The 25,369-nt window shown below is 31.7% G+C and carries 18 protein-coding genes; 14 read left to right on the forward strand and 4 right to left on the reverse strand.

The features are described from left to right. Positions 1-161 precede the first annotated feature (161 nt). Positions 162-2,009 (forward strand): tetratricopeptide repeat protein, encoded by a 1,848-nt coding sequence (locus NH26_RS13440; RefSeq protein ID WP_044226147.1) that lies wholly within the window; start codon positions 162-164, stop codon positions 2,007-2,009. Positions 2,010-2,228: 219 nt separating this feature from the next. Further along, positions 2,229-2,627, forward strand: a complete 399-nt coding sequence (gene yiaA, locus NH26_RS13445) for an inner membrane protein YiaA (protein WP_044226145.1) — start codon at positions 2,229-2,231, stop codon at positions 2,625-2,627. Between the two features lie 54 nt (positions 2,628-2,681). Here the strand turns inward: yiaA and NH26_RS13450 are convergent, their stop codons facing one another. Continuing rightward, the gene (locus tag NH26_RS13450; protein ID WP_044226230.1) at positions 2,682-3,419 is read right to left on the reverse strand and encodes an SAM-dependent methyltransferase; all 738 of its coding nucleotides are present in this window, start codon (positions 3,417-3,419) and stop codon (positions 2,682-2,684) included. 327 nt (positions 3,420-3,746) lie between these two features. On the opposite strand from NH26_RS13450, the gene metG reads away from it, so the two are divergent. The 3 genes from metG to NH26_RS13465 all read left to right on the forward strand — a co-directional run bounded on the left by metG (position 3,747) and on the right by NH26_RS13465 (position 6,836). Continuing rightward, positions 3,747-5,810, forward strand: coding sequence for a methionine--tRNA ligase (metG, locus tag NH26_RS13455; RefSeq protein ID WP_044226228.1), 2,064 nt, complete (start codon positions 3,747-3,749; stop codon positions 5,808-5,810). Between the two features lie 142 nt (positions 5,811-5,952). Next, positions 5,953-6,177 (forward strand): hypothetical protein, encoded by a 225-nt coding sequence (locus NH26_RS13460; RefSeq protein WP_044226143.1) that lies wholly within the window; start codon positions 5,953-5,955, stop codon positions 6,175-6,177. 2 nt (positions 6,178-6,179) lie between these two features. After that, entirely contained in the window at positions 6,180-6,836 is a 657-nt protein-coding gene (locus NH26_RS13465; protein WP_044226141.1) for a hypothetical protein, read from the forward strand. Between the two features lie 90 nt (positions 6,837-6,926). Here the strand turns inward: NH26_RS13465 and NH26_RS13470 are convergent, their stop codons facing one another. Together NH26_RS13470 and NH26_RS13475 are read right to left on the reverse strand one after the other, a co-directional pair. Next, positions 6,927-7,982, reverse strand: a complete 1,056-nt coding sequence (locus NH26_RS13470) for a linear amide C-N hydrolase (protein WP_052432139.1) — start codon at positions 7,980-7,982, stop codon at positions 6,927-6,929. A 57-nt stretch (positions 7,983-8,039) separates the two neighbouring features. After that, a complete protein-coding gene (locus NH26_RS13475) occupies positions 8,040-9,479 on the reverse strand; it encodes an aldehyde dehydrogenase family protein (protein WP_044226138.1) in 1,440 nt (479 codons plus the stop codon). Positions 9,480-9,734: 255 nt separating this feature from the next. Here NH26_RS13475 and fahA point away from each other — a divergent pair, with 255 nt between their 5' ends. The 5 genes from fahA (at position 9,735) to NH26_RS13500 (ending at position 15,479) form a co-directional block, all read left to right on the forward strand. Beyond that, on the forward strand, positions 9,735-10,982 hold the full coding sequence (fahA, locus tag NH26_RS13480; RefSeq protein ID WP_044226134.1) for a fumarylacetoacetase: 1,248 nt from the start codon (positions 9,735-9,737) through the stop codon (positions 10,980-10,982). Between the two features lie 154 nt (positions 10,983-11,136). Beyond that, entirely contained in the window at positions 11,137-11,844 is a 708-nt protein-coding gene (locus NH26_RS25660) for a hypothetical protein (protein WP_044226132.1), read from the forward strand. Between the two features lie 223 nt (positions 11,845-12,067). Then, complete coding sequence (locus NH26_RS13490; protein ID WP_139263053.1) at positions 12,068-13,309, forward strand: hypothetical protein; 1,242 nt, start codon at positions 12,068-12,070, stop codon at positions 13,307-13,309. Then, entirely contained in the window at positions 13,309-14,355 is a 1,047-nt protein-coding gene (locus NH26_RS13495) for a PorP/SprF family type IX secretion system membrane protein (protein ID WP_044226128.1), read from the forward strand. The genes NH26_RS13490 and NH26_RS13495 overlap by 1 nt, the downstream gene beginning before the upstream one ends. A gap of 311 nt (positions 14,356-14,666) precedes the next feature. Then, positions 14,667-15,479, forward strand: a complete 813-nt coding sequence (locus tag NH26_RS13500; RefSeq protein WP_044226224.1) for an energy transducer TonB — start codon at positions 14,667-14,669, stop codon at positions 15,477-15,479. A 90-nt stretch (positions 15,480-15,569) separates the two neighbouring features. On the opposite strand, the gene NH26_RS13505 is transcribed toward NH26_RS13500, so the two are convergent. After that, positions 15,570-17,210: a C45 family autoproteolytic acyltransferase/hydolase gene (locus NH26_RS13505; RefSeq protein ID WP_044226126.1), complete on the reverse strand. Its 1,641-nt coding sequence runs from the start codon at positions 17,208-17,210 to the stop codon at positions 15,570-15,572. A 320-nt stretch (positions 17,211-17,530) separates the two neighbouring features. Between NH26_RS13505 and NH26_RS13510 the strand changes: the two genes are divergently transcribed. The 4 genes from NH26_RS13510 to NH26_RS13525 all read left to right on the forward strand — a co-directional run bounded on the left by NH26_RS13510 (position 17,531) and on the right by NH26_RS13525 (position 25,325). Then, on the forward strand, positions 17,531-19,507 hold the full coding sequence (locus tag NH26_RS13510; RefSeq protein WP_044226124.1) for an LruC domain-containing protein: 1,977 nt from the start codon (positions 17,531-17,533) through the stop codon (positions 19,505-19,507). Positions 19,508-19,873: 366 nt separating this feature from the next. Further along, positions 19,874-21,850 carry an LruC domain-containing protein gene (locus NH26_RS13515; protein ID WP_139263055.1) on the forward strand — a complete coding sequence of 659 codons (1,977 nt, stop codon included), beginning with the start codon at positions 19,874-19,876 and terminating at the stop codon, positions 21,848-21,850. A 338-nt stretch (positions 21,851-22,188) separates the two neighbouring features. Continuing rightward, the gene (locus NH26_RS13520; protein ID WP_044226120.1) at positions 22,189-24,183 is read left to right on the forward strand and encodes an LruC domain-containing protein; all 1,995 of its coding nucleotides are present in this window, start codon (positions 22,189-22,191) and stop codon (positions 24,181-24,183) included. 92 nt (positions 24,184-24,275) lie between these two features. Then, on the forward strand, positions 24,276-25,325 hold the full coding sequence (locus NH26_RS13525) for an aminopeptidase (protein ID WP_044226117.1): 1,050 nt from the start codon (positions 24,276-24,278) through the stop codon (positions 25,323-25,325). Positions 25,326-25,369: the final 44 nt, after the last annotated feature.

The following is a 25,369-nucleotide window of genomic DNA, read 5'->3' on the forward strand; positions in this document are numbered from 1 at the left end:
ACTGTTATTGTATACATTATACTACAATTGACTATTGAATAGAAATGTGTGTAAGCTTAATATTCCTGTGAGTAAACCGTTTTATCAACTTATACACAGCCCTAATAACAATAAGAAAGAATTTAAAATTTTTATTTTTCTATTATTTATCTTTTAAGGAAATGTTGAAAACCTCCATATCTCAAAAAATCAGATTACTCTTCCTTTTTCTCGGAGGTCTATTTCTTCTAACTCAAAATGGGTGGGCTCAAAATAAAACGGAAGAGAAATTAGAACTGGCCCAGGAATATTATAAAACAGAAGAGTTTGATAAAGCTTTGGAGTTGTATCGTGATCTTGTAAAACAAAAAGAGTTGATCAGTCAAATCCATGAAAACTATTTAAGTATTCTTTTAAAAAAGGAATTATTGAAAGAAGCAGATAAATATTTAAAAAAGCTGGTAAAATCAAATTCTGAGAATTCTACGTATCAGGTGGATTATTGTAGAGTAAAGTTGATAGAGAAAGATACAGTGCATGCGGATAAGTATTTTCATACCTATGTCAAACAAATTGTGAACAATACCACTAAGCTTAGATATACGGCTTTGTATTGTGCTGACCTAGGTTTATACGATTATGCTGAATACAGTTACAAAGAAGGTGAGAAAATAACTGGAGAGATGTTCTTCTATGAGTTGGCAGACCTCTACAATAAATCTGGGAAAAAAGACTTGATGATCGATGAGTACCTTAAATTGCTCTCTGTGAAACCCGATCAGTTAGAGTATGTCCAAGTCGCTTTACAAGACAGACTAGTCTCAGAGGAAGAATTTGACCTATTAGAGCCGAAATTACTTACGAAGGTCCAGAAGAATGCAGACATGACTGTATTTAATGAGATGATTGTATGGTATTATCTTCAACAAAAGAAATTTTATGGTGCGTTTATTCAAGCAAGAGCCTTGGACAAGAGGCTAAGATTAGAAGGTTATAAAATTTTAGAGATTGGTCGATTAGCCAAGAATAATCAAGATTATAAAAATGCACAGAAGATCTTCCAGTATTTGGTAGACAGATATAAAGAATATGCGGTTTATCCTGTGGCTAGAAAATTTCTAATTGAAACGAAAGAAGAAATAGTAAAAAGCACCTACCCTATCGATAGAAATCAAATTGAATCTCTAGTCAAAGATTACCAACAAATTATAAAAGAAATTGGGTTAAACGCTCAAACTGGAGATGCAATGAGGAATATGGCTTTGTTACAAGCTTTCTATTTGAATCAAAGAGATTCAGCCATATCAGAATTAAAACAAATTATTGACAATCGTAATATTCCTAAGTCTTTGGTGTCACAAGCAAAACTAGATTTAGGAGATATTTATCTTTTAAAAGATGAACCTTGGGAGGCTTCTTTACTTTATTCACAAGTGGCTAAGAGTAATCGTGAATTAAAGATTGGACATGAAGCAAAACTAAAAAATGCCAAACTTCATTATTACACAGGAGATTTCAGATTAGCACAATCACAATTAGATGTTTTAAAATTGGCTACATCAAGAACGATAAGTAATGATGCGATGGCACTTTCACTTTTAATTGCCGATAATTTAAATCTTGATACAACTTCTTTAGCAATGGAAGCTTATGCAAAAGTTGATTTGTTGGTTTTTCAGGGACAATATGAAAATGCGTTGAAAAGTTATGATCAAATGTTAGCTAATTTCAAAGGACACCGTTTAACAGATGAAATTCTTTGGGCTAAATCACAATTGTTGATAAAGCTTGGAAATTATGAAGAAGCTGTAGAACCACTAAAAGAAATTTTAGAGTTCCACGGTTATGATATTTGGGCTGATGATGCTAATTATCTACTTGGGGTCATTTATCAAGATCATCTAAAGAACAAAGAAGAGGCTATGCACTACTTTAAAGACCATCTGATCAAATATAAAGGCTCAAGCTATGAAGTAGATGCTAGAAAGAGATTTAGACTCCTGAGAGGCGATAATATCAATAAATCGTAAGTTGAAAATTCGGAGTTTATGTAATTTTTATCAACAATTTGTTGGTAAATGTTAAATAATGATTGAATATTCATTTTCTTATTCAAGATTACAACCTATTTAAAATCATTCACGTTTCAAAGAACAATTAAACTCATCAAGGTAATACGTATTACTCTTTCAAGCCTTGATGTACGACAGTTTTTCCAAACTGTTGATTTTTCACGAAACATTTGAATTATGAGTGCTAAACCATCTAATGCCTATACTATCTCTTCTTGGGTAGCTTTTATCGCTGGCGTTGCCGGATATTTTATTGGTTTATTTAGAGCAGAAATGGAATTAAACGAAAAAGGATATTATTTAACAGTAATGCTTTTTGCTTTATTTTCAGCTATTTCCGTACAAAAATCGGTAAGAGACAAAGAAGAATTTATACAAGTATCAAACTTGTATTATGGAATAAGTTGGTTCTCTTTGATTGCCTCAATAGCCTTGTTAACATTAGGTTTATTTAATGCAGAAATACTACCAAGTGAAAAAGGTTTTTATGCTTTTGGATTCTTGTTAAGTATTTTTAGTGCAATCACCATTCAAAAAAATACAAGAGATAAAATCAGTTATGAAAATAATAACTAACTGATGAATTTTATAAAAAAGGCGTCAAATATCAACATTTGACGCCTTTTCTGTTTATAACTTTTCTACAACGAAGATCATTCGATCAGATTTCTCTCTTTCGAACTTATTCAGTTGATAATCTCCAAAAGTGTGAACAATTTTTAGATTTACAGCTTCAAAAAGGTATCTAAAATCTTTATTTTTCAACGCTTCTACCCTTTCTGTGAATAAGTAATCTTTTCCTTCATCAGTAAAAGCAATTTCTTTCATTACATGACGATTTTTCAAATACTTGTGCACATGAAAAGTCATATCTTGACGATTTATCTCCGACTTTTCCGGTAAACTGTTGATGACTTTATAAGTATTGAAATAATCGAGAACAAACTTCCCCCCTTTTTTCAAACTGTGAGCAATCATTTGTAAAGCTTGTAAATCTTCTTCTTCTGTCTCAAAATAGCCAAATGATGTGAATAAGTTGAAGATATAATCATATTCTTCTTTCTTATACAACTCTCTCATATCGTGAGTATTGAATTGGAGGTGATCATTCTCAAATTCTTTGGCATATTGAATACTTTCTGTGGATAAATCAATGCCTTCAACATCGTATCCTAACTTGTTTAAAAAGATAGAATGTCTTCCTTTTCCACAAGCTAAATCGAGTACTTTATCGTTAGTTTTTAATTCAAGGTGAGAAGATAAAACTCTCATAAACTCTTCAGCTTCCTTAAAATCTCTATTAGAATATAGAATATGATAATAAGGGGTATTAAACCACTGATCGAACCACTCCTCTCCTTTTTGCATCACCTTTTTCATTAATAATAATTGAATGATTATTTCACATAAGGTAAACGCAAAAGTAAAGTAAATGATTTATTGTACAAATAAATGTTTAGAACTAAATGAAGCTTGAGGAGCTATAGCTCTTAAAAACGAAAGAAAACTAAGGTGATTTATCAATTAATTGAGATAGATAAGAGTTTCAATTCTTTGAAATCATCCTATTTATCAAAACATCTGTTATTCAAAGGACAAACAAGTGATAAACTTGATCAAATTATTTAACTTTGCCATCGACTTTGTCGATTAATGGAAAAAGTCGTTGGATCTGTAAAAACAAGAAGACACTACATGTCAAAACATTATAATAGATACACAGTAACTGCAGCATTACCTTATGCGAATGGCCCCCTTCATATTGGGCACATTGCTGGTGCATATTTACCAGCAGATATTTATGTAAGATCATTACGTCAGAAAGGAAAAGATGTCGCTTTTATTTGCGGTAGTGATGAGCACGGAGCTGCCATTACGATTCGTGCACAAAAAGAAGGCATAACTCCTCAAGATATTATTGATAAATACAATAAGCAGATAGGTGATACTTTTGAAAAGTTTGGTATATCATTCGATTTATTTCATAGAACATCCTCTCCTGTTCATCATGAAACTGCTCAGGATTTCTTTAAGAAACTAGAGGAGAATGGAAATTTTGATTTAAATGAATCAGAACAATATTATGATGAAGAGGCAAAACAGTTTTTAGCCGATCGTTATATCATGGGTACTTGTCCAAAATGTGGCAACGATAGTGCTTATGGTGATCAGTGTGAAAAGTGTGGTACTTCTTTGAGTCCTACAGATTTGATCGATCCTAAATCGACAATTACTGGAGCAACACCAACTTTAAAAACAACTCGTCATTGGTACTTGCCAATGAATAAACATGAAGATTGGGTACGTGAGTGGATCGTTGAAGGTAAACTTGACGGTAGAGAACACCATGATCCATCGGAGTGGAAAAACTCAGTTATGGGGCAATGTAAATCTTGGTTAGACCAAGGATTACAACCAAGAGCCATGACTAGAGATTTAGATTGGGGTGTAAAAGTTCCTGTTAAAGGTGCAGATGGAAAAGTATTGTATGTTTGGTTGGATGCGCCAATTGGATATATTTCTGCTACAAAAGATTGGGCTTCAAAAGAAGGTAAAAACTGGGAAGATTATTGGAAAAAAGCGGATACTAAGCTTGTACACTTTATTGGTAAAGACAATATCGTATTCCACTGTATCATTTTCCCAATTATTCTAAAAGCACATGGCGACTTTATCCTTCCTGATAACGTCCCTGCCAATGAGTTCTTAAACTTAGAGGGTGCAAAATTATCGACATCAAGAAATTGGGCAGTTTGGTTGCATGAATACTTAGAAGATCTTCCGGATAGAGAAGATGAATTAAGATATGTGTTGACTTCGATTGCTCCTGAAAATAAAGATTCAGAGTTTACTTGGAAAGATTATCAAGAACGTGTGAATAACGAATTGGTAGCTATCTTGGGTAACTTTGTAAATAGAGCTGTAGTATTAACTCATAAGTACTTTAAAGGTGAAGTTCCTGTTGCTGGGGAGTTTACTGAAATGGAACAAAACATCATCGCAGAGATGAAAGCAATTCCATTAAGAGTTGAAAAACTAATTGGGCAATACAAGTTTAAAGAAGGATTAATTGAAGCAATGAAATTGGCTCGTTTAGGTAACAAATACCTTGCAGATACTGAGCCTTGGAAATTGTTCAAACAAGATCCTGAATTGGTAAAAACTATTCTGAACATGGCGCTTCAAATTGCTGGTAATTTAGCGATCACTATTGATCCTTTCTTGCCAAATACAGCAAAGAAGCTTCAAAATATGTTAGGAATGGAATCATTAGACTGGTCTCAAGTGGGTAACCCCGAATTGATAACAGCATATGATCGTCTTGCTCCTGCTGAATTATTATTTAGCAAAGTAGATGATAAAACCATTGAAGCACAAATTGAAAAATTAGAGAAAACTAAAATCGCTCAACAACCTGTAGAGCCTCAAAAAGAAGAAACTTCTTTCGATGATTTCCAAAAAATGGATATTAGAGTGGGAACAATCTTAGAAGCTGAAAAGGTAAAGAAAGCGAAGAAGCTTTTAAAACTTACTGTTGATACAGGAATTGATAAGAGAACGATTGTAAGTGGTATTGCAGAGTTCTTTGCTCCTGAAGATATTATTGGTAAACAAGTTTCTGTATTGGTTAACTTGGCTCCAAGAAAAATTAGAGGAGTAGAATCTCAAGGTATGATTTTGATGGCTGAGGATAAAGACGGAAGTTTATCGTTTGTATCACCAACAGGACAATTATCTGAAGGTTCTATCATTCGATAAGTAGTTAAGACTTCTCTTAGAAGAAGCCTCAATAAAAATAGAAGGAGTAAGTGGGAAGGTTTTTAACTGATCACTTACTCTTTTTTTTGTAAGTTTATGCTGTAATCATGAACTCAAATAATCAATAAATAGACTAAACAAAATGGGAAAAGGATTTGATTGGTTAGTGAATTTTATTTTTGCTATTGCCGGAATTTCATTTTTAATACTGGCTTACTACGACTGGAAAAAAGGATTAGATTATACTGAGAATTTAAAGTTAGGTGGATTTTGCTTTCTTTTATTAGGTGTAAAAGTAGGGTTAAAGAAGCTAACAGGTAGAAAGCAAAAAGATAGAGAAAATCGTTTTAAAGATAGATTGAAATAAGAATGTATTCAGTTACAGAAATATATTCTCTTAGAGAGGAAGGAAAGTATCAAGAGGCATTTATTACTGCTAGAAGATTATTAGAATTATCTCCAGATGATGAATCCCTTCAAGCTGCCATGGCATGGGTATTATACGATATGATAAAGGTAGCTTATGAGGAAAATAATATTGATTCCTTTTCTGACCTTTTTTCTGTATTTGTGGACTATGTACCTCTAGAGGCAGATAAACTTCAAGTATCAGGTACTCGCGTTTTGTATCAAGTGGTGATGCAACAGATCGAAAATCAGCAATTTGCAAAAGCCAATGATTTAATGTTGATGATCAAAGACATGAAGTATCACCCTAGTTTAGAAAGACCTAAAAGTTATTATTCTCTTTTGGAGATAGCTATTTCATGTAACCAACAATTACCTAATTTTTTAGGTTTTATGCGTGTATGGAGACTTTCTAATTTGTTACCAAAGCATTATCAACAATATGGAGATAATATGAGTATTGCAGAGCGTGCATATTGGTTAGTGGGGCAACATTTATTGATGCAAAAAAATGATCTACCAGAATTAGTAGAAGCTTATGTAAAACAATTAGAAGATCTATTGATTAAGGCTCCTCAGTTTCATCATATCAGAAAGCTGCTAGAGAAGTTGAAGTAATTGATAAGCAAAGTATATAAATAAAAAATCTAGCCTGATCATTTTCAAGCTAGATTTTTTATTTTAAATCGAAATATAATCAATCAATTATTAATTGATTTCTACATTACTATAAGTATTTTTATTTCTGTAAATATCTTGTGTTTGATACTTCACTGTAGCGAAATTGATATCATTTATATCCACTTTTCTAATATCCATATTATCATAAGTTCTAAAGTGATATGCTTTATTATTAACATCAACAACTATAGAATAACCTACCATTTGAGGTTTTGGATCAACGAATTTCCAGTATAAAGTACCTTGCACAATTTCTAAAGCATTTACCATAGCCCACGCTCTATTTACACCATCAAAATCTGTTTTTACTCTTGATAAGTCTTGTGTGAAATTGTAAGCTACTAATTGTTGAAAACGCTCGTGTGGTGATTTATTAAATCTAGTAAATAACTCATCAGGGAACTTAGTAAGACCATTTTCTAAGGTACTACCATTAATAAGCGCTTGTGCCATTAATTCTTGATCCACATAATTAGGATCATTTGTCAATACACCAAGGTTATTTTCATATACTTCTGGCGTTCCTTTTCCGTTAAGGTATTCTATTACAACAGATCTTTTCGCATCTGTGATTGCATAGTGCATCCCAATTTCCATATCATGACTTACTGAAATTGGAGTAACATCAACTTTAATTTTACTTAAAAGCTCGATAGCTTCATCTACAGTTTTTGCTTTTGCTAAAACGTAACTTGCTACTTCTAAATGGTTGATATCGCCTGTACCTTTTGGAGCATATTGACTTTCGCCTAAAGCTAAAACTTCAACATTAACACCATGTTCATTCATACCAGAAGATATCCATTCAGTATCCCCGTGTTTAATTCCTACAAATCCATAGGTAGTTGTAATACCGTGTAAGTCATAATTTTGAGGGACAATAACTAATTCTTCATCCATTTCCATTGGAGCCTCCATTGTACGACCAATGTAGGTGTTTCCATTGGCATGATATTTAAAAAATGAACATGCATTGGATGTGATATTAAAAACTGAAATGAAGGTAATCAGTAAAGCAAGGCTTTTCGAAAAACTATTAAAATGTATCATATCAAAATTTTTTCTATTGTATTTAGTATTCATTTTGATATGGGAAAATAGAAGGAGTTTACCCTATTTTCTGTTTTAATTATTGTCGATTCAAAGCTTTGTAATGATAAAATCTAAAAGTTTTGTAGCCAAATTACCATAAGGAGGATAGACAGGTTTGATGCCCGTCATGCCTACTCTATTTTTCAAAATAGCTCTTTGATTACTAAATCCTTTAAAACCATATATACCATGAGATTTCCCTATGCCACTATTATTAACCCCACCAAAAGGTAATTCAGGGTTATTGATATGTATGACAGTTTCATTAATTGAAGTACCACCTGCTGTAGTATTTTTCAATACATGATTTATATCTTTCTTCTTTTGTCCGAAGATATATAATGCTAATGGTTTTTCTTTAGAAGAAATATAAGACAAAGCCTCCTCTATTTGTGTGTAGGTTTTGATTGGTAAAATTGGACCAAAAATTTCTTCTTGCATGATGAGCATATCGTCAGAAACGTTGCTAATAATTGTTGGAGGAATATATTTAGAATCTTCATGCATTTCTCCATTCATCATTACAGTCGCTCCTTTTTCTGCAGCATCATGAATTAAATGTTGAAGTCTCAAGAAATGTTTTTTAGAAATGATTCTTGCAAAATCTTTAGAAAGCTCAATAATTTCACCATCAGGAGAGTAAAACTCATTGATGGTATTTTGCATCTGATCAATAAATTGAGTTTCCAGTTCTTTTGGAATTAAGCAATAATCAGGAGCAATACATGTCTGACCGGCATTGATAAATTTACCCCATGTAATTTTGTCTGCAGCATCTTTTAAGTCTGTATCATTTAAAAGTACTGTAGGAGATTTCCCTCCTAGTTCCAAAGTAACAGAAGTGAGGTGTTTAGCTGCGGCATTCATAATCACTTTACCTACTTGAGGGCTACCTGTAAAGAAAATATGATCAAACTTTTTCTCAAGTAGTTTTGTAGAAGTTTCCACACCACCCAAAATAACGTTGATCTCATCAGGTGGAAATAACTCTTTGACCATCTTTTCTATAAAAAGAGAGGTGTTTGAAGAAAGTTCTGAAGGTTTTAAAGCAACTGTATTCCCTGCAGCAATAGCATAAATAAGCGGACCAATAGCTAAATAAAAAGGATAATTCCAAGGAGATATAATTAAACAAACTCCTTTAGGTTCCTCAATAACTTTGGAAGAAGTGCCAAGCATACTTAATGGTGTACCTACTTTTGTTGGCTTCATCCATTTCTTTAAATTCTTTTTAGTATGTCTAAGTAAACCTAATGTTGATAGTATTTCTGTGGCATCAGTTTCAGTTGGATTTTTCTTGAAATCGTGGTGTATAGCACTCTGAATTTCTGATCTATGATCTAAAATATACTTCTCTAAGCTCTTTAATTTTTTAATCCTTTGCTTTGCATTAGTGTCTTTAATTGCTTGTGTATTCTTTCTTAAATGAATGAATATATCTTCAATATTTTGAACGTTCTGATCAGAAGTAATAATTACATTTTCCATTATAGCTATCTATTGGTATATTTCGACAGAATTGAATTGTAAAGCTACGCTATGGTAGGTAGATAAATAACAATTGGTAGTTTGAACTGTTATAAAAAAACTCTAATTATTTTAGAGAAAAAACTACCTTGTTATGATTATCTTCATAAACAATAAACTTAAAATATTGCGAATAAGCAAAACTTACACCAAGAGTCAACTAGAATTAGAAAGTAAGATTTAGAAGACTTAGAACTATTATAAACACATCACTTTATGTTAAACAACACACACAATCCTAAAGCAAAATCTTGGGTAGCTATTCCTGAGAATTCAGACTTCCCAATTCAAAACCTTCCCTATGGTATTTTTTCTTCAAAAGACAATCCACAAAAAAGGATTGGTGTAGCTATAGGAGACCATATATTGGATCTTGAAAAAGTAGGACATCATTTATCTGTAAAGGATAAAAAAGTATTTTCTACTGATGTTTTAAACGATTTTATGGCACTAGGAAAAGAAGTGCATCAAAAAGTAAGACAAGATATTTTTGAACTACTCTCTGAAGGTAATAAGACGATAGGTATAGAAAGCTTAACTCATCAAAATGATGTTACTTTATATCTTCCTGTTCGTATTGGTGATTATACAGATTTTTATTCATCAGAAGAACATGCTACAAATGTAGGTATAATGTTTAGGGGGAAAGACAATGCATTGATGCCAAATTGGAAACATATTCCAGTAGGTTATCATGGCAGAGCCTCTTCTATTGTTGTATCAGGAACTGATTTACATCGACCAAAAGGACAAAAAATGCCACCCAATGCCGAAAGTCCAGTTTATGGTCCTTCATCAAGAATGGATATTGAATTGGAAATGGCGTTTGTCGTGGGAAAATCTACAGAATTAGGAGATACAGTAGAAGCGGATAATGCTGAAGATTATATTTTTGGTATGATGCTATTTAACGATTGGTCAGCTAGAGATATTCAAAAATGGGAATATGTTCCTTTAGGGCCTTTCTTAGGTAAAAACTTTGGCTCAACAGTTTCTCCTTGGGTAGTGACATTAGAAGCATTAGCACCATTTAGAACTTCAGGACCAGAACAATCTCCTACTCCTTTATCTTATTTACAAACCTCAGGACCCAAAGCATTTGATATTCAATTAGAGGTTAGTTTACAAGCAGAAGGATTAGCTCCTCAAGTAATTTGTAACTCTAACTTTAAGTATTTGTATTGGAGTATGAGTCAGCAATTGGCACATCAAACAGTGAATGGTTGTAATTTAAATATAGGAGATATGTGTGCTTCAGGTACAATATCAGGACCTACAAAAAATAGCTTTGGTTCTTTATTGGAATTGACTTGGAACGGTACTGAACCGATTACCCTTTCTGATGGAACAGAAAGAACATTTTTAGAAGATAACGATACAGTTATTATGAAAGGATGGTGTGAAAAAGATGGAGTAAGAATTGGTTTTGGAGAAGCAAAAGGAAAAATACTTCCATCTAAATAGTACTATTTTTTATAAAAAATGTAATATTTTATCTATTTAGTCAAATAAACACTTTGCACTTCAAATAATGATTTATTGTGGCATCAGTATTGGTTTAGAATTCATGAGTTTGGATTATTCCCCAATATTTGAACCACAATAAATCATTTTTTATATGTACTGTACAAAACAACTACTAATAATTACCGCACTTCTTTGTGCACATTTTTTTTCATGTTCATCCACTAAAGAAACTTCAAACCAGGATATTTCTTATGAAGAACTTCCAGAAGTTACTAAGAAAAAGGATACAAAGAAGAAAGAAATCAAAGAGAAAAAAAAGGAATATATTGATGTCCAATACATTCTTCGAGAAGGAACTGAAATTGTAGCTTCTCCTAATACACCAATAAGTACTGAAAAAGTAAAAACAGGAGATGTTATTACTCTAAAGTTAGACAAGGCAATTACTAGGAATAGAAAAGTAATAGCCCCAAAAGGGACAACATTAAAAGGCAAGGTAGTTTTGTCTCAAAATCAAAAAAAACTAATAGGAAGATCTAAATTACATTTAGAATTAACGGCTGTAGAATTAAAAGGAAATTCTTATGCTATATCTACCAATACAGTAAAGTTTGATGGTAAAAGTAATACAGGTAAAACTTTGGCAAAAGCAGGTGCTGGTGCAGCAGCCGGAGCAGGTGTAGGTGCATTAGCAGGAGAAGATAAAGGTAAATCTGCTGGAATTGGTGCAGCTGTGGGGGCTGCAGTAGGAACAGGAGCGGCTTTACTTCAAAAGAAAGATGCTATAGTAATAGAAGAAAGTATTCCTTTTTCTACTACATCAGAAACTAAGATAGTAGTACAAGTAACACCTTACTAGTAAAAAAACGAACTATCTTTTTGGGGAGAATTCAATTAACGTAGTCAATAAATTGGCTACGTTTTTTTTTTGATCTGTTTTATAGATTATCAGAAATTTATAGTGCTCTATAGAAGTAAAAGGTTATTTCAAATTATTGAGATAACCTTTTATTATTTTGTAATTCAACATAAAAGAAGTTTATTAAGTAGAATATCAGAAAAGGCTTTTTTTATTATCTCATATGCTTCCTTTATTTCGTTACTTTTTACTGCTTCATTTATTCACTATAAATAGCATATACAGCTTTAATATTACCTCCCAACCTTCTTCATTTTGTATTTATGAAGCCGATGATGTGAGAGAAATTATTCTCATGGTCAATCATGAAGCTGGACAATCTTATCATGCTATTTCTGGTATTGATCAAATAGGAGTATTAGGAAATGTAGTGAATGCCTCACCTACAGAAACAAGAATAGGTATTGATATAACCGATGCTTTAACTGCTCGTGAACATCAAATAACTGTAGAAATGATAGACAATATGTCTAAAGTAACCTCAAGTACGGTGGAAGTAGACGTGTTTGATTTAATAGAAAGAACTTTAATTTTCAATCCCGATGAAGATTTAATTTATACTTGTAATCAACTCAATATCAATTTTAAAACTACAGGAGATATTGTTACTAAAGAAGTGGTGAGAATATACGTTAACGGTAATTTCTTTAGAGAGCAAGCTTTAACTATAGAAAATAATATAGGCACGCTTTCTAATCTTGTTATTGAAAGACCTTTAGAAGACTCTTTACATTTTGAAATGTTTTTAGAATCGTCTAGAAATTCATCTTGTTTAAAAAACATAACTATTGATGAAATTGATGTAGTACCACCTCAACCCAAAGCTTTTATCTCTTCAAATTACTCGTCGTGGACAGAGGAATATGGACATTTGATATTCTATGCAGATAGTTCGATCAATACTGCTCAACACAATTGGCAAGTATTTGAGGACAATCAAATTATTGATGAGTTTACTTTAGATAGTGATGAAGATTTTGAATATACCTTTTTAACCTCAAATTATAATAAGGCAAACACGTCTTCATTCAAAGATTATTCTGTCGTTCTTTCGGCTACAGATGCAAGTGGCGGTCAAGTTTGTGATGATGGAAAAGATACTCTTCAACTTATCAAGGTAGATTACTTCCCCAGAATAAAAGTACCTACAGCAGTGTCATTAAATCCGTCTGCTTTCGAGGATGGTCACTTTAAAATAAAAATAAGAGATAAAATTACTTTTCAGGATTTTAAAGTAGAGGTGTATTCAGAAAGTCAGAGTCGAGTTTTTTCATCAGAAGATCCAATGTTTGTTTTTGGTGATGATGAAAACCTTACAGATCAGTTTTACACGGCTATTTTTTCTATTGTTTATACCGACGGTTTTTCCGAAAGTTTTAAATCCACATTTATAGTTACTCCTTAATGAAGTATTTATTTATCATCATATTACTATGTGGTTTTAGAGGAGTATTCGCACAAGATGTTCCTTCAGGGCAACCTTTTTGGCTTAATTCAGCTCAAAACCCTGCCTTATTAGGCACATCAGTCAATAAATTCAAAAGTGCTATTCGATATGCATCGTCCAATCAGGATTACAGCTATTTTAATGCAGGAGCAGAATTAGGTCTTTTACCTCAAGAAGGAGTAAATACTTTTGGAATAGGATTAAACTACCAGCAAATTAAATACCCTATATTCTCGGAAACAGCGAATGCAAGCCTAATCAATTACCAGAATATTATTATTCCTTTTTCTTATGTGATCAGAAACCTTGACAAAGGATTTTCTATGGGATTATCTCTTGGGTATGAACAATATAGTCTGGGTGATGATGTTGGAGTTTATTATAGTCAATTAGATCCTAATTCGAACAACACCTCTTCTTCCCCATCTTATAGTTTAGATAGTAGAACAGAAGGCACAATTGATGTTGGAGTAGGCTTAAGTTATTTTACTCATGAGCATTTTATGCTTAGTATATCAGCCAAGCATTTACAGCATTTGATAAAATCAGAAGGGAATCAGAGTTTGTTTCAACAGCATTATCCTTTAATAGAAGGATTTGGACAGTATATATTTAGTAATCCTATTAAAACTACAGCATTGATAACTACGGCAGGGTATGTCTGGAATAAGAATAGTCAAAGAGGTTATCTGTCTGTAGAATATCAATTATCTGTAATGAAGTTTGGAGTAGGCTATACTCCTTTTTATCAAGATGAGAAAATAGATCATTTCGGATTTGTTTCTAGCTCTGTAGCGATACCATTTGGAGAAAAAGCATCTATAAATAAACGAGGTCGTATTATTAAATCATCGGATAATATCACTTTAAATGTATTGTACTACCCTACTGTAGATAAAGCTACCTCTATTTATCCCACCTTAGAATTCACATTAGGCATCAATTTATCAAAAAGTAGTTATAAGAATCGATTAAGTAAATACACTACCCTACCCAGGGATTAAAGCTAAATTAATAATGAATTAATATTTTGGTAATATTGTAAATAATAGAATATTATACTGTTTGTGTAATTACATTTGATATAATCATCTACAAAATATCTTAGTTAACATTTTTTATTTTAAATTATTTAAGACGATTCTTAATTTCTGTGTTAATCAATGTGAATTATAGACTACTTACTGTTAAGTTGATCAAAACGATTGTCATCCTCAACATATATCGCCTACATTAGAAATTACAAAGAGGCCTCTTTTCAATAAATCTGTTCACTAAAGATATAAGATCATATATCTTTCAAAATCAAATGATTATGATTGAAATTTTAAAGACTATCGGACTTGAAGGTGTATTAATCATCTTTGTAGTTACACTAATAGGATTGGTTCAGACTTTCAGAATCATTATCCGTAAGAGAGAAGAAACTCCGCCAGAAGATAGGCAGGATTTACAAAAAAAGTATGACTCCGTTAACTTGAACAAATTCACTAACTTTTTTCGATTGATAGGTATTTCAATAACAATGGTAACTGTATTTGCTGCTTTTGAGACACCTACTCCTAACACAGTCATTATGACTTTGGAGAATTATAAAAGTATTGATGAATCTGAATATGATAGCATTATAGCTATTGATATTATTAAACCGCTTCCTAAACCTGTTCCTAAGTTTATTCCAGAGAATATAGAAGTGGTTGAAGAAGATGATATTCCTGACGTAGAATTTGATATACCAGAGTTTGTTGAAGGAGAAGCGATAGAAGTGGTTGAAGATGATTATACTGCTGAATCTGATGAAAAAGTGGAGGAAGAAATTTTAGATATTGTTCAAAAAACTGCAGAATTTCCAGGTGGTTTAGGTAAGTTTTATAAGTTTCTTGGTAAAAATATCAAGTATCCAAGACAAGCACAAAGAATGAATGTAACTGGTAAAGTATATGTTCAATTTGTGATAGGTAAAGATGGATCTATTACGGATATGAAAGTGGTAAAAGGTTTAGGTGCAGGCTTAGATGAAGAAGCACTTAGAGTATTAAAACTTTCTCCGAAATGGTCTCCTGCCGAACAACGTGGAAGAATTGTTCGCCAAAGAATGGTTATTCCAATTTCATTTAAATTAAATTAAACAATAGCCTATGCAGTAAAAAAACATTTTGTTTAAGACTATCATTTAAGAGGTTATCTCATTATTATATGAGGTAACCTCTTATTTTTATTAATTTCTTAGCGCATATAATTTTTCTTCAATTTCCTGCTTAAGATGAATCGAACTAACTTCTTTACTTAAGGCTATACGATAATTAATTGCAGCCATATCCCAATCTCTCAGCTTCCTGTAGTAATCTCCTAAATGTTCATAGGTTTGGTAAGATTCTGGATTCAAACGTTTAAAATGCATTAACTCTTTGTCTTTAAAAGGAGGATCTTTTGGAGACCAATTAGTGATTAATTCTACAAACGATTTATAAGAGTTATAATTTCTATATTCTTGTGAGTAAATAAAATCAGCTTCAGGTAAAGTAAATTCTTTGCTAGCAAGTGATGTTTTAGGAGGATAATTTTGAGTGTTTGAAAACACCGAATCGAGGTTATAACAATAATATTTTCCCAATTGACGATGATGTGTAGATACCCACATCTGCCTAGTTTTTGGTTTAAAAATAACGGAGTGATGTAAATTTAAAGCATTGACCGATTTATGATTTCCAAAACCGATTGTGGTATTTTCAAAACCTTTTGTATCTCTTAAAACATTAGCCATTGCATGAACATCAAACGATTGCTGATTGTCGATAAGTTCTCTTAAGCGAATAGATTTGTAATAGGTAGCATGATCTAAATTGTATAAATGAGTTTCATTTAATTTTTTACTTTGAAGGTGATTTGTGGCTACTAATGCTTCTTGATCTATATGAATAGAATCGATTCCATCGGGTGTTTTTTCGATGATAATTGCGGTTGTATCAAAAGCTGATGCAACTAAAAAACTTTCTCTAACATAACTATCTTTAGTTAAAGCAATATTGTATGCCTCATCGACAGTCATAGCATATTGTAATATTTCCCTGCCGATAATCGATACGGGGTAAGTGGCTTTTGTAGGCTGATCAGATTTTATAGGATGAGTAGCTACTGTTAATCCCATTTCATTCATACCTGTAACAGTTCCTATAAAACCACCCCAAGTTAAAGAGGCAAACTTAAACCCACTTTCAGGATATACAAAGTGAATGATCTTGTCTCTTTGAAATTCATCGTTTAAGTCATATTCAAAGTTTCTTCCTATTAATATGCCTTGGTTATTGGTTTTACTTTTTCCAATAGCAAAAGAAACAGAACTATTAATCTCTACTTTATCAAAACTTCTTTCTAAATCATATAACCCATGGTAGTTTAATACTCTTTGATAATCATCACCGAAAACATCAAATTCTTTTTTTGTATGCTGAGAAAGGCCGTAAATTTCTTCTAGGTACTCTGGTAAAATCCTATTATCAAGATGTCGATGAAATAGTGAATTAAATAATCTTACCCCAAAGTGAGATTGGATTGGTGAATTTTCTATCACTTTAGAAATAAAAGCATCTTCATGTTTATGTAAAATATCTTTAGTTAATATTCCAGTAGCATATCCAATTTCAAAAGGGCTTCCTTCTGTATATAATTCCCAAAGTCCATCCTTTTGTACATTGATGAAATTTTTATGATACACTAACCTTCCTTCCCCTAGAGAATCTAATTGATGATGAACAATACTTAAATCATCAATTTTAGGTTTGGGAATAAATAACCAAGATTGAGTCCACGTGATAAGAAGGGCAAATAATAAAAGAGTAGCAATGATGAGTTTTCGCATCGTATGTTTTTAGGTTTAAGTTGCTTTACAAAAGAATCAATAATAAAATGAATACAAATTCCGATTGTTACAATATTTATATATAGTTAGAATTGCTTTTATTTTACTAAAAACTAAAGATTGAATAGAAAAAAAAGGATTTTCATTACATCTGTTTTATTGTATAATATGATTGTTATTATATAAATATTCTAATATTAAACCCATTTATTACCTCAAAAAATCAATATTTACATATTACTTTACATAGGTATCATTTTATAGATTGAATTAATTTATCTGATCAATGGTTATAGAATTGATTACAAAAATTACAAGCTATGAATAAATACTACCTCTTTATTTTATCTATATTTCTTTTTTCATCTTGCGTCAAAGATTTAAATGAGAATTTAAAATCCGATTCTAAAAATTTAGATGAGAGTTTTACATCATTACCGATTCCAAACGATTTTGACTTTTCAACTACTAAAAGAATTCATCTAAAAATAAGTTCAAGTAACTTTTCAATCAATAGTAATTATACATATTATTTTATTGACAACTCAAACAATAAAGTAAATATCGGTAAAGGATTTTCTTCATCAGGAAATCTGTTAGAGGTATTTTTCTCTATCCCTAATTATGTAAAAAAGGTTTACATCCAAAAAGACGCGGCAGAGTTACAATGGTTAATAACCGCAGCGGTAAATTCAGAATACATGTTTGTCGAGTTTAACGAGTCTACCCCATTGGTAAAAACTTTCCAACGAACAGTAGCCAATAATAATTCAAGAACATCTACAGGTACATGTGAAGATTATCTTGTTGCTACTAACGGTAAAGGTAAATCGTTTACAATACACCAAGAAGATAATTTTTCTATTACTAATTATGCTGATATAGAAGCTAAATCTTGGGCTATGGCTTATGACCAAGAAACAAGTACTATGTATTATGATGTTAAAGGTAAACTTTACAAAAGAACACTTGGTACTTCTACTTCCACTTTAATCACAAACATTTCAACCAGTTTTTCTGGTTTGAATGACGGTTACCCAAGAATGACATTCAAAGATGGTAAGCTTTATATTGGGGGGAATGGTGATTATGCAATATTAGATGCTGCCACAGGATCAACTTTAAAAAATATCACAGTTACCAACTTTCCTAGAAGTAAAAATGGAGGTGGAGATTTAGTTTTTGATTCAGATGGTAATTTATTTCAAGCTTGTAGTGGTGGTTTGTATCAATTAGAAATGAATGCAGATACTACCGTTTTTAATGCAATTCGTTTAAGTGCAGACGATTTTCCATATTACCTAACTGGTATAGCAATTGATCGTTTCGATTATATCTATGCTTCTACAAATGAATCCAATTCTAAGATTATTAAAATGGATAAACAAGATGGGTCATTTGCCATTGTGGACACACTAGACAGAACATGTAATGACTTAGCTGCATTTGTCTGTTCGGATGAAGACTTTGCAGGACAAGATTCTGATGGTGATGGTGTAAATGATGGTTTTGACGAATATCCTAATGATCCTGATCTTGCATTTAATAATTATAATCCTGGTAGTAATGGTTTTGGATCATACGCTTTTGAAGATTTATACCCAGAAATTGGTGATTACGATTTTAATGATGTGATAGTACATTACAGACATAATTATATCACTAATGCAAATAATTTGGTAGTCAAAATAGAGTCAAAATATATTGCCAAATCAGTAGATGCAGATTATAACTCAGGATTTGGAATAGCATTACCAATGTCACTTGATTCGATTAGTAGTGTTACTGGTTCAACTCTAACTACAGGAAATGTAGCTCTAAATGGGAAAGGAACAGAGTCAGGTGTTTCAGCAGCTAATCCTGTTGTTATAGTATTTGATAATCAGAATGCAATAGTTAGCGGAGGTGAAATAAAATCAAGTGATGAAATGGATATGGTCATTAACTTTACAAATCCTATCACTACACAACTATTAAATTTTGAAGAATTTAATCCATTTATTTTTGTCAATACTAGAGATAGAGAAGTTCACTTAAGTGGGAAACAGCCTACTTCTAAGTTTAATTCAGAACTCTTTACTAATGGCTCCGATGTAGGTTCTTTTAAAACCTCAACCAACCACCCTTGGGCACTAAGTATTGGACACACCTTCCATCCACCAAAAGAAGGGGTAGATATCACTCAAGCCTATAGTAATATTAGTGCTTTTGCTACCTCTGGAGGTACATCAAATGCAGATTGGTACACCGATGATGAAGGTAATAGAAATTTAGAATTTATACTTTTAGATAATTAATACACTCCATAGATCACTTCAATACGAAGTGATCTTTTTAGTTTAATATATATAGAAAAGACTATTTTGATGCCTATCAAATAGTCTTTTTTTATTGAAAATAAAAACGGATTAAACTTATATATTAATGTTATTATTGAATTGAAATAAATAGTATTATTTCTATAAAGTTTAATCTTGTAAATTAACTTACATTACTGTTTATGGTATAATTAGGATTTTGATATATTACTATTTTAAGAATAGGCAATAAGTGAAGGAGTAATCATTTAAAAACAACCATTCGCTTTACATGTGTCAGAAATAGCTTTGGAATCAATTGTTGTAAGTTTTGGTTTATTGATTGATCAACAACTTATAAATCTCATGCAAAATTATCGTTTCTATATCATAATAGTTTTTTTAATAGGTGCAGTAGCATGTGTTAAAGAAACAGGACAAGAATCTCCATCCAATACAGATGAAGTATCATTTGCTAATCTTGAAATTCCCAATGACTTTGATTTTTCTACAACTCAAAATATTCATTTAAAAATCAACTCAGATAACTTTAGAAATAACAGTATCTATACATACTATTATTTTGATGATGCCAACAATAAAATGACGATTGGTAGAGGAGCACATTCAGGAACATCAGTTTACAATACACACTTTATTTTGCCTACTTACGTAAAAGAAATTTTTATTCAGAAAGATGCAGCAGAGTTACAATGGCAAATTAAGGTAGCGGTATCGTCTGAATATGTTTATGTTAATTTTGATGAAAACACTCCTTTAACTAAAACATTTAATAGAGTATTACCTGAGACAAATAATCAAAGAAAAGCCAATACTTGCGAAGATTATTTGGTTGCTACGAATGGTCAAGGAAAGTCTTTCACAATACATCAAGAAGATGATTACTCTCTAACAAATTATCCTGATATAGAACGTAGTTCATGGGCAATGGCTTATGATCAGTCTACAGGTGTCATGTATTACGATGTAAAGGGTAAGTTATATAAAAGAACTCTTGGAGAAGCAACATCAACTTTAATAGCAACGATTGCTACTTCTAGTAGTGAATTGAACAACGGATATCCTAGAATGACATTAAAGGATGGTAAATTATACGTTGGTGATGGAGGAGCATATGCTATTATAGATGCAGAAACGGGTAACGTATTGAAAAATATATCTGTGACTAATTTTCCAGGTAATAAAAATGGTGGAGGTGATTTAGTCTTTGATTCAGAAGGAAAATTATATCAAGCATGTAGCGGAGGTCTGTATCAATTGGAGTTTAATGCAGATACTACCGTTTATAATGCAATACGATTAAGTGCAGATAATTTTCCTTACTACCTGACTGGTATTGCCATAGATCGTTTTGATTACATTTATGCATCTACCAATGAATCTAATTCTAAGATCATTAAAATGGATAAAAGTGATGGTTCTTTTTCTATTGTTCATACATTAAATAGAAAGTGTAATGATCTAGCTGCTTTCATTTGTTCTGATGATGATTTTGCAGGCTTAGATTCTGATGGTGATGGAGTAAACGATGGATTTGATGAATATCCTAATGACCCCAATTTAGCTTTCAATAATTATAATCCTAGTAGTAATGGTTTTGGTACTTACGCTTATGAAGATTTATATCCAGAAGTAGGTGATTATGATTTTAATGATGTGATTGTGCATTACAGACATAATTATATTACTAATGCTTCGAATAAGGTAGTTAAAATGGAGTCGAAGTATATCGCAAAATCAGTTGATGCAGATTACAATTCGGGGTTTGGGATAGAATTACCTTTTAAACTAGATTCTATTAGTTCAGTTACAGGAACAACTATAACTAACGGTTTAGTTTCTTTAAATGGAAAAGGAACTGAAGTAGGTGTATCTAATGATAAGCCTGTTGTAATAGTATTTGATAATCAAAATGCGATTGTTAGCGGATCTGATATAAAATCTAGTGAAGAAATGGATATGGTTGTCACTTTTACTTCCCCTATTACAACTCAATTACTAAATTTTGAAGGTTTCAACCCTTTCATTTTTGTTCTGGAAAGAGGCCGTGAAGTACACTTGAGTGGCAAACAACCCACCCAAAAATTCAATTCAGATTATTTAAATAATGGTGCTGATGTAGGAAGTTACAAAACATCTACGAACCATCCTTGGGGACTAAGTATTGGTCATAAATTTCACCCTCCTAAAGAAAATGTAGACATAACATCAGCGTACAATAACTTTAGTCTCTTTGCTACATCAGGAGGTGTTTCAAAAGCCAATTGGTATACTGATGATTCAGGAAATAGAAATACACAAAAAATTCATTTAGATAATTAATTCCACTAAACCAGCCTTTTAAAGGTTGGTTTTTTTTGTGTTATTTAATGATTTGTGTTTTTATGTAATATGCTTAATCTTATGATTTATAGATGTAATATTTATTATTTTAGGATTTAAAACCCTATTTTTTCTGATTTGACAAGAAATATACTCTTTTATATTACATTACTTTTTTTGTATAATTTTTATATAAAGATGTGAACATAATAATAACCCGACTTAAAACGCTTTATTTCTAATCATAATCACACCTTCAACCTACATAGGTAAAAAAAGTCTTCTGAATTATTATTATGACATTAAGGTTACCTAATTGATCATCAAACTATAATCTTATGTTTAAAACTTATCATTTCTACTTTTTAGCCTTTTTGATATGTGCTAGTTCATGTGTCAAAGAAACGATACAAGAACCTGCATCTAATAGTAATGAGACTACTTTTGCTAATTTAGATATCCCTAATGATTTTGATTTTTCGACTACTAAAGAAATTCAACTCAAAGTTACTTCTTCAAATTTTGCAAGAAACAGTATTATAAATGTCTCTTACAAAAACGATCAAAATACTTTAATCAACATTTCTAATGGTAAGTCAGACGCTAAAGGTCTTTACGAAACAAGAATAACTGTACCCTCTTATGTAAAAGAATTACTGATACAAAAAGAAGCAGCTGAATTACAATGGGAAAAGAAGTTGGCCTTATATTCAGAATACGCTTATGTAGATTTTGATACCTCAGCTGTATTGAAAAGTACATTTAATAGAGTTCAACTTTCCAGTAACAGAAGCAGTACTACTTGTGAAGATTATCTTGTTGCAATCAATGGTCAAGGTCAATCTTTTACTATACATCAAGAAGATGAGTTCTCTTTAACAGAATACGCCGCAATTCAAGATAAGTGTTACGCAATGACGTATGATCAAGAAAATGATGTGATGTACTATGATGTTAAAGGTGCTTTATACAAAAGAAGTCTTGGTGGTGCATCTTCTACCCTAATCAAAAACCTGACTACTTCAAGTGCAAACCTTAATAATGGTTATCCAAGGATGACAATGAGAGACAATAAATTAGTGGTAGGTGTAGCAGAAGACATAGCTTTACTAGATCCTAACACTGGTAATGTGATAAAAAATGCAACGTTACAGAATATCCCTGCTAATAAGAATAAAGGTGGCGATTTTATATATGATTCTGTTGGAGATCTATATTTAGCTTGTAAAGGAGGTCTTTACAGATTAGATCCAAATTCTGATACTACTGTTTATGACGGAGTAAGAATAAGTGCAGATAACTTTAGATACTATTTAACAGGTATTGCAATAGATAGATTTGATAATATCTATGCTTCGTCCAATGGTAGCAATTCAAAAATAATTAAAATTGATAAACAAGATGGATCATGGGCAATTGTTAAAACAATGTCTAGACCAGTAAATGATTTAGCGGCATTTATCTGTAGTGCAGATGATTTCGCAGGTCAAGATTCAGATGGTGATGGAGTGAATGATGGATTTGATGAATATCCAGATGATCCAAACTTGACTTTTGATAATTATTATCCTGGTGAAAATGGATTTGGAACATATGCCTTTGAAGATTTTTATCCAGAAGAAGGTGATTATGATTTTAATGATGTTGTGATTGATTATAGACATAATTTTATCACTAATGCTGATAATAAAGTCGTAAGAATTGAATCTAAATTTATAGCAAAATCTGTTGAAGCCTTAAATAATTCTGGTTTCGCTATTCAATTACCTTTCCCTGCGGATTCAATAACTAGTGTTACAGGTTATAATTTAACAGCAGGTGTTACAACACTTGATGCTAAAGGTTTAGAAACAGGTATTCCAAGTAGTAATCCAGTTATTGTAATTTTTGATAATCAAAATGACATTGTTAGAACTGTAGGGAATAAGAAAATTAAGAAAAGTGAACCAATAAATATGGTAATCACTTTTACTCAGCCAATTAGTGCTGAAACACTTAATTTCTCAGGTTTTAATCCTTTCATTTTTGTAAATACAAGAGATAGAGAAGTTCACCTAAGTGGTTATGCACCAACATCTAAGTTTAATACCTCATATCAGAATAATACTGATGACGTTGGGGCATTTAAAACTGCAACAAATCACCCATGGGGATTAAGTATTGGACATAAATTCCATCCACCAAAAGAGAGTGTAGATATCACACAAGCTTATAATAATTTTAGTTTGTTCTCTACATCTGGTGGTACTTCAAAATCCAATTGGTATACAGACGATGAAGGAAATAGAAATACAGATAAAATCCATATGGATGAAGAAGATTTAGAAGATTAAATATGAAAATGATAAAGGCTGTTTCTTAATTGAAATGGCCTTTATTGATTTAGAATAATGTATATTTATCTTCCAAATAATTTGATGAGGGAATGATAAAGAAGATTTCTTTAGGAGTGCTAGTTGCCCTTCTACTTTTTTTAGGATACTATCACGAAGAAGCTATATATGGAATTCGACAGGGCAAAGGTCAATTAAAAATTATATTTGAAGCAAAGCCACTTTCGTCGTATTTAGAAGATGATCTTTATAGTGAAAAAGAAAAATCAAAAATTCACCTAATACAAGAAATTAGACAATTTACAATTGATTCTTTAGGGTTGGATTATACGGAGAGTTATTCAGAAATGTATGACCAAAAGGGACAACCTATTTTATGGAATGTAACTGCTTGCCAACCTTATGAACTTACTCCTAAGAGGTGGTCTTTTCCCATCGCAGGATCTTTTCCTTATAAAGGTTTTTTTATTAAAGATTTAGCAAAGCAAGAAAGAGACAAACTAAGACAAGAAGGTTGGGATGCTGAAATTAGAGAAGTTTCTGCGTGGTCTACTTTAGGTGTTTTAAATGATCCTATATTGAGCAGTATGCTAGATCGAAGTGTAGGAAGTTTAACCCAATTAGTGATACATGAACTAACGCACGGAACACTATATGTAAAAGGTAGTATTACATACAATGAAAATTTAGCTGATTTTGTCGGAGATGAAGGTGCTAAGAAATTTTTGATATACAAGTATGGAAAATATTCACCTGAATACATCAAATTTATGTCTAGAACGGGAGATAGAAAGACATTTGCTGATTATATCTTAAAATCGACACAATCACTAGATAGCCTCTATCAAACTTTTACAGATGAGCTTACTCTTCAGCAAAAGCAATCATTAAAAGAACAAAAAATTAAAGAAATAACAGAAGGACTTCAGCACTTGGAATTTGCCAATGCTAATTACTGTTCTTATTTCGACGACTTTACTCCAAATAACACTTTCTTCATGAGTTATAAAAGGTATAGAAGTAAGCAAAATGAGTTTAAAAGGGAATTTGAAGAGGATTTTAATGGTGATTTTCATGCTTATATGATGTATCTCAAAGAGGAATATCAACCAATGTTTAAGTATTTGAAAAAGTTATTTTAAAGTACCAAAAACTCATTTAGTAGAGTTCTTGATACTTATATTTC

The organism is Flammeovirga pacifica (genome assembly GCF_000807855.2).
Lineage (GTDB): Bacteria > Bacteroidota > Bacteroidia > Cytophagales > Flammeovirgaceae > Flammeovirga > Flammeovirga pacifica.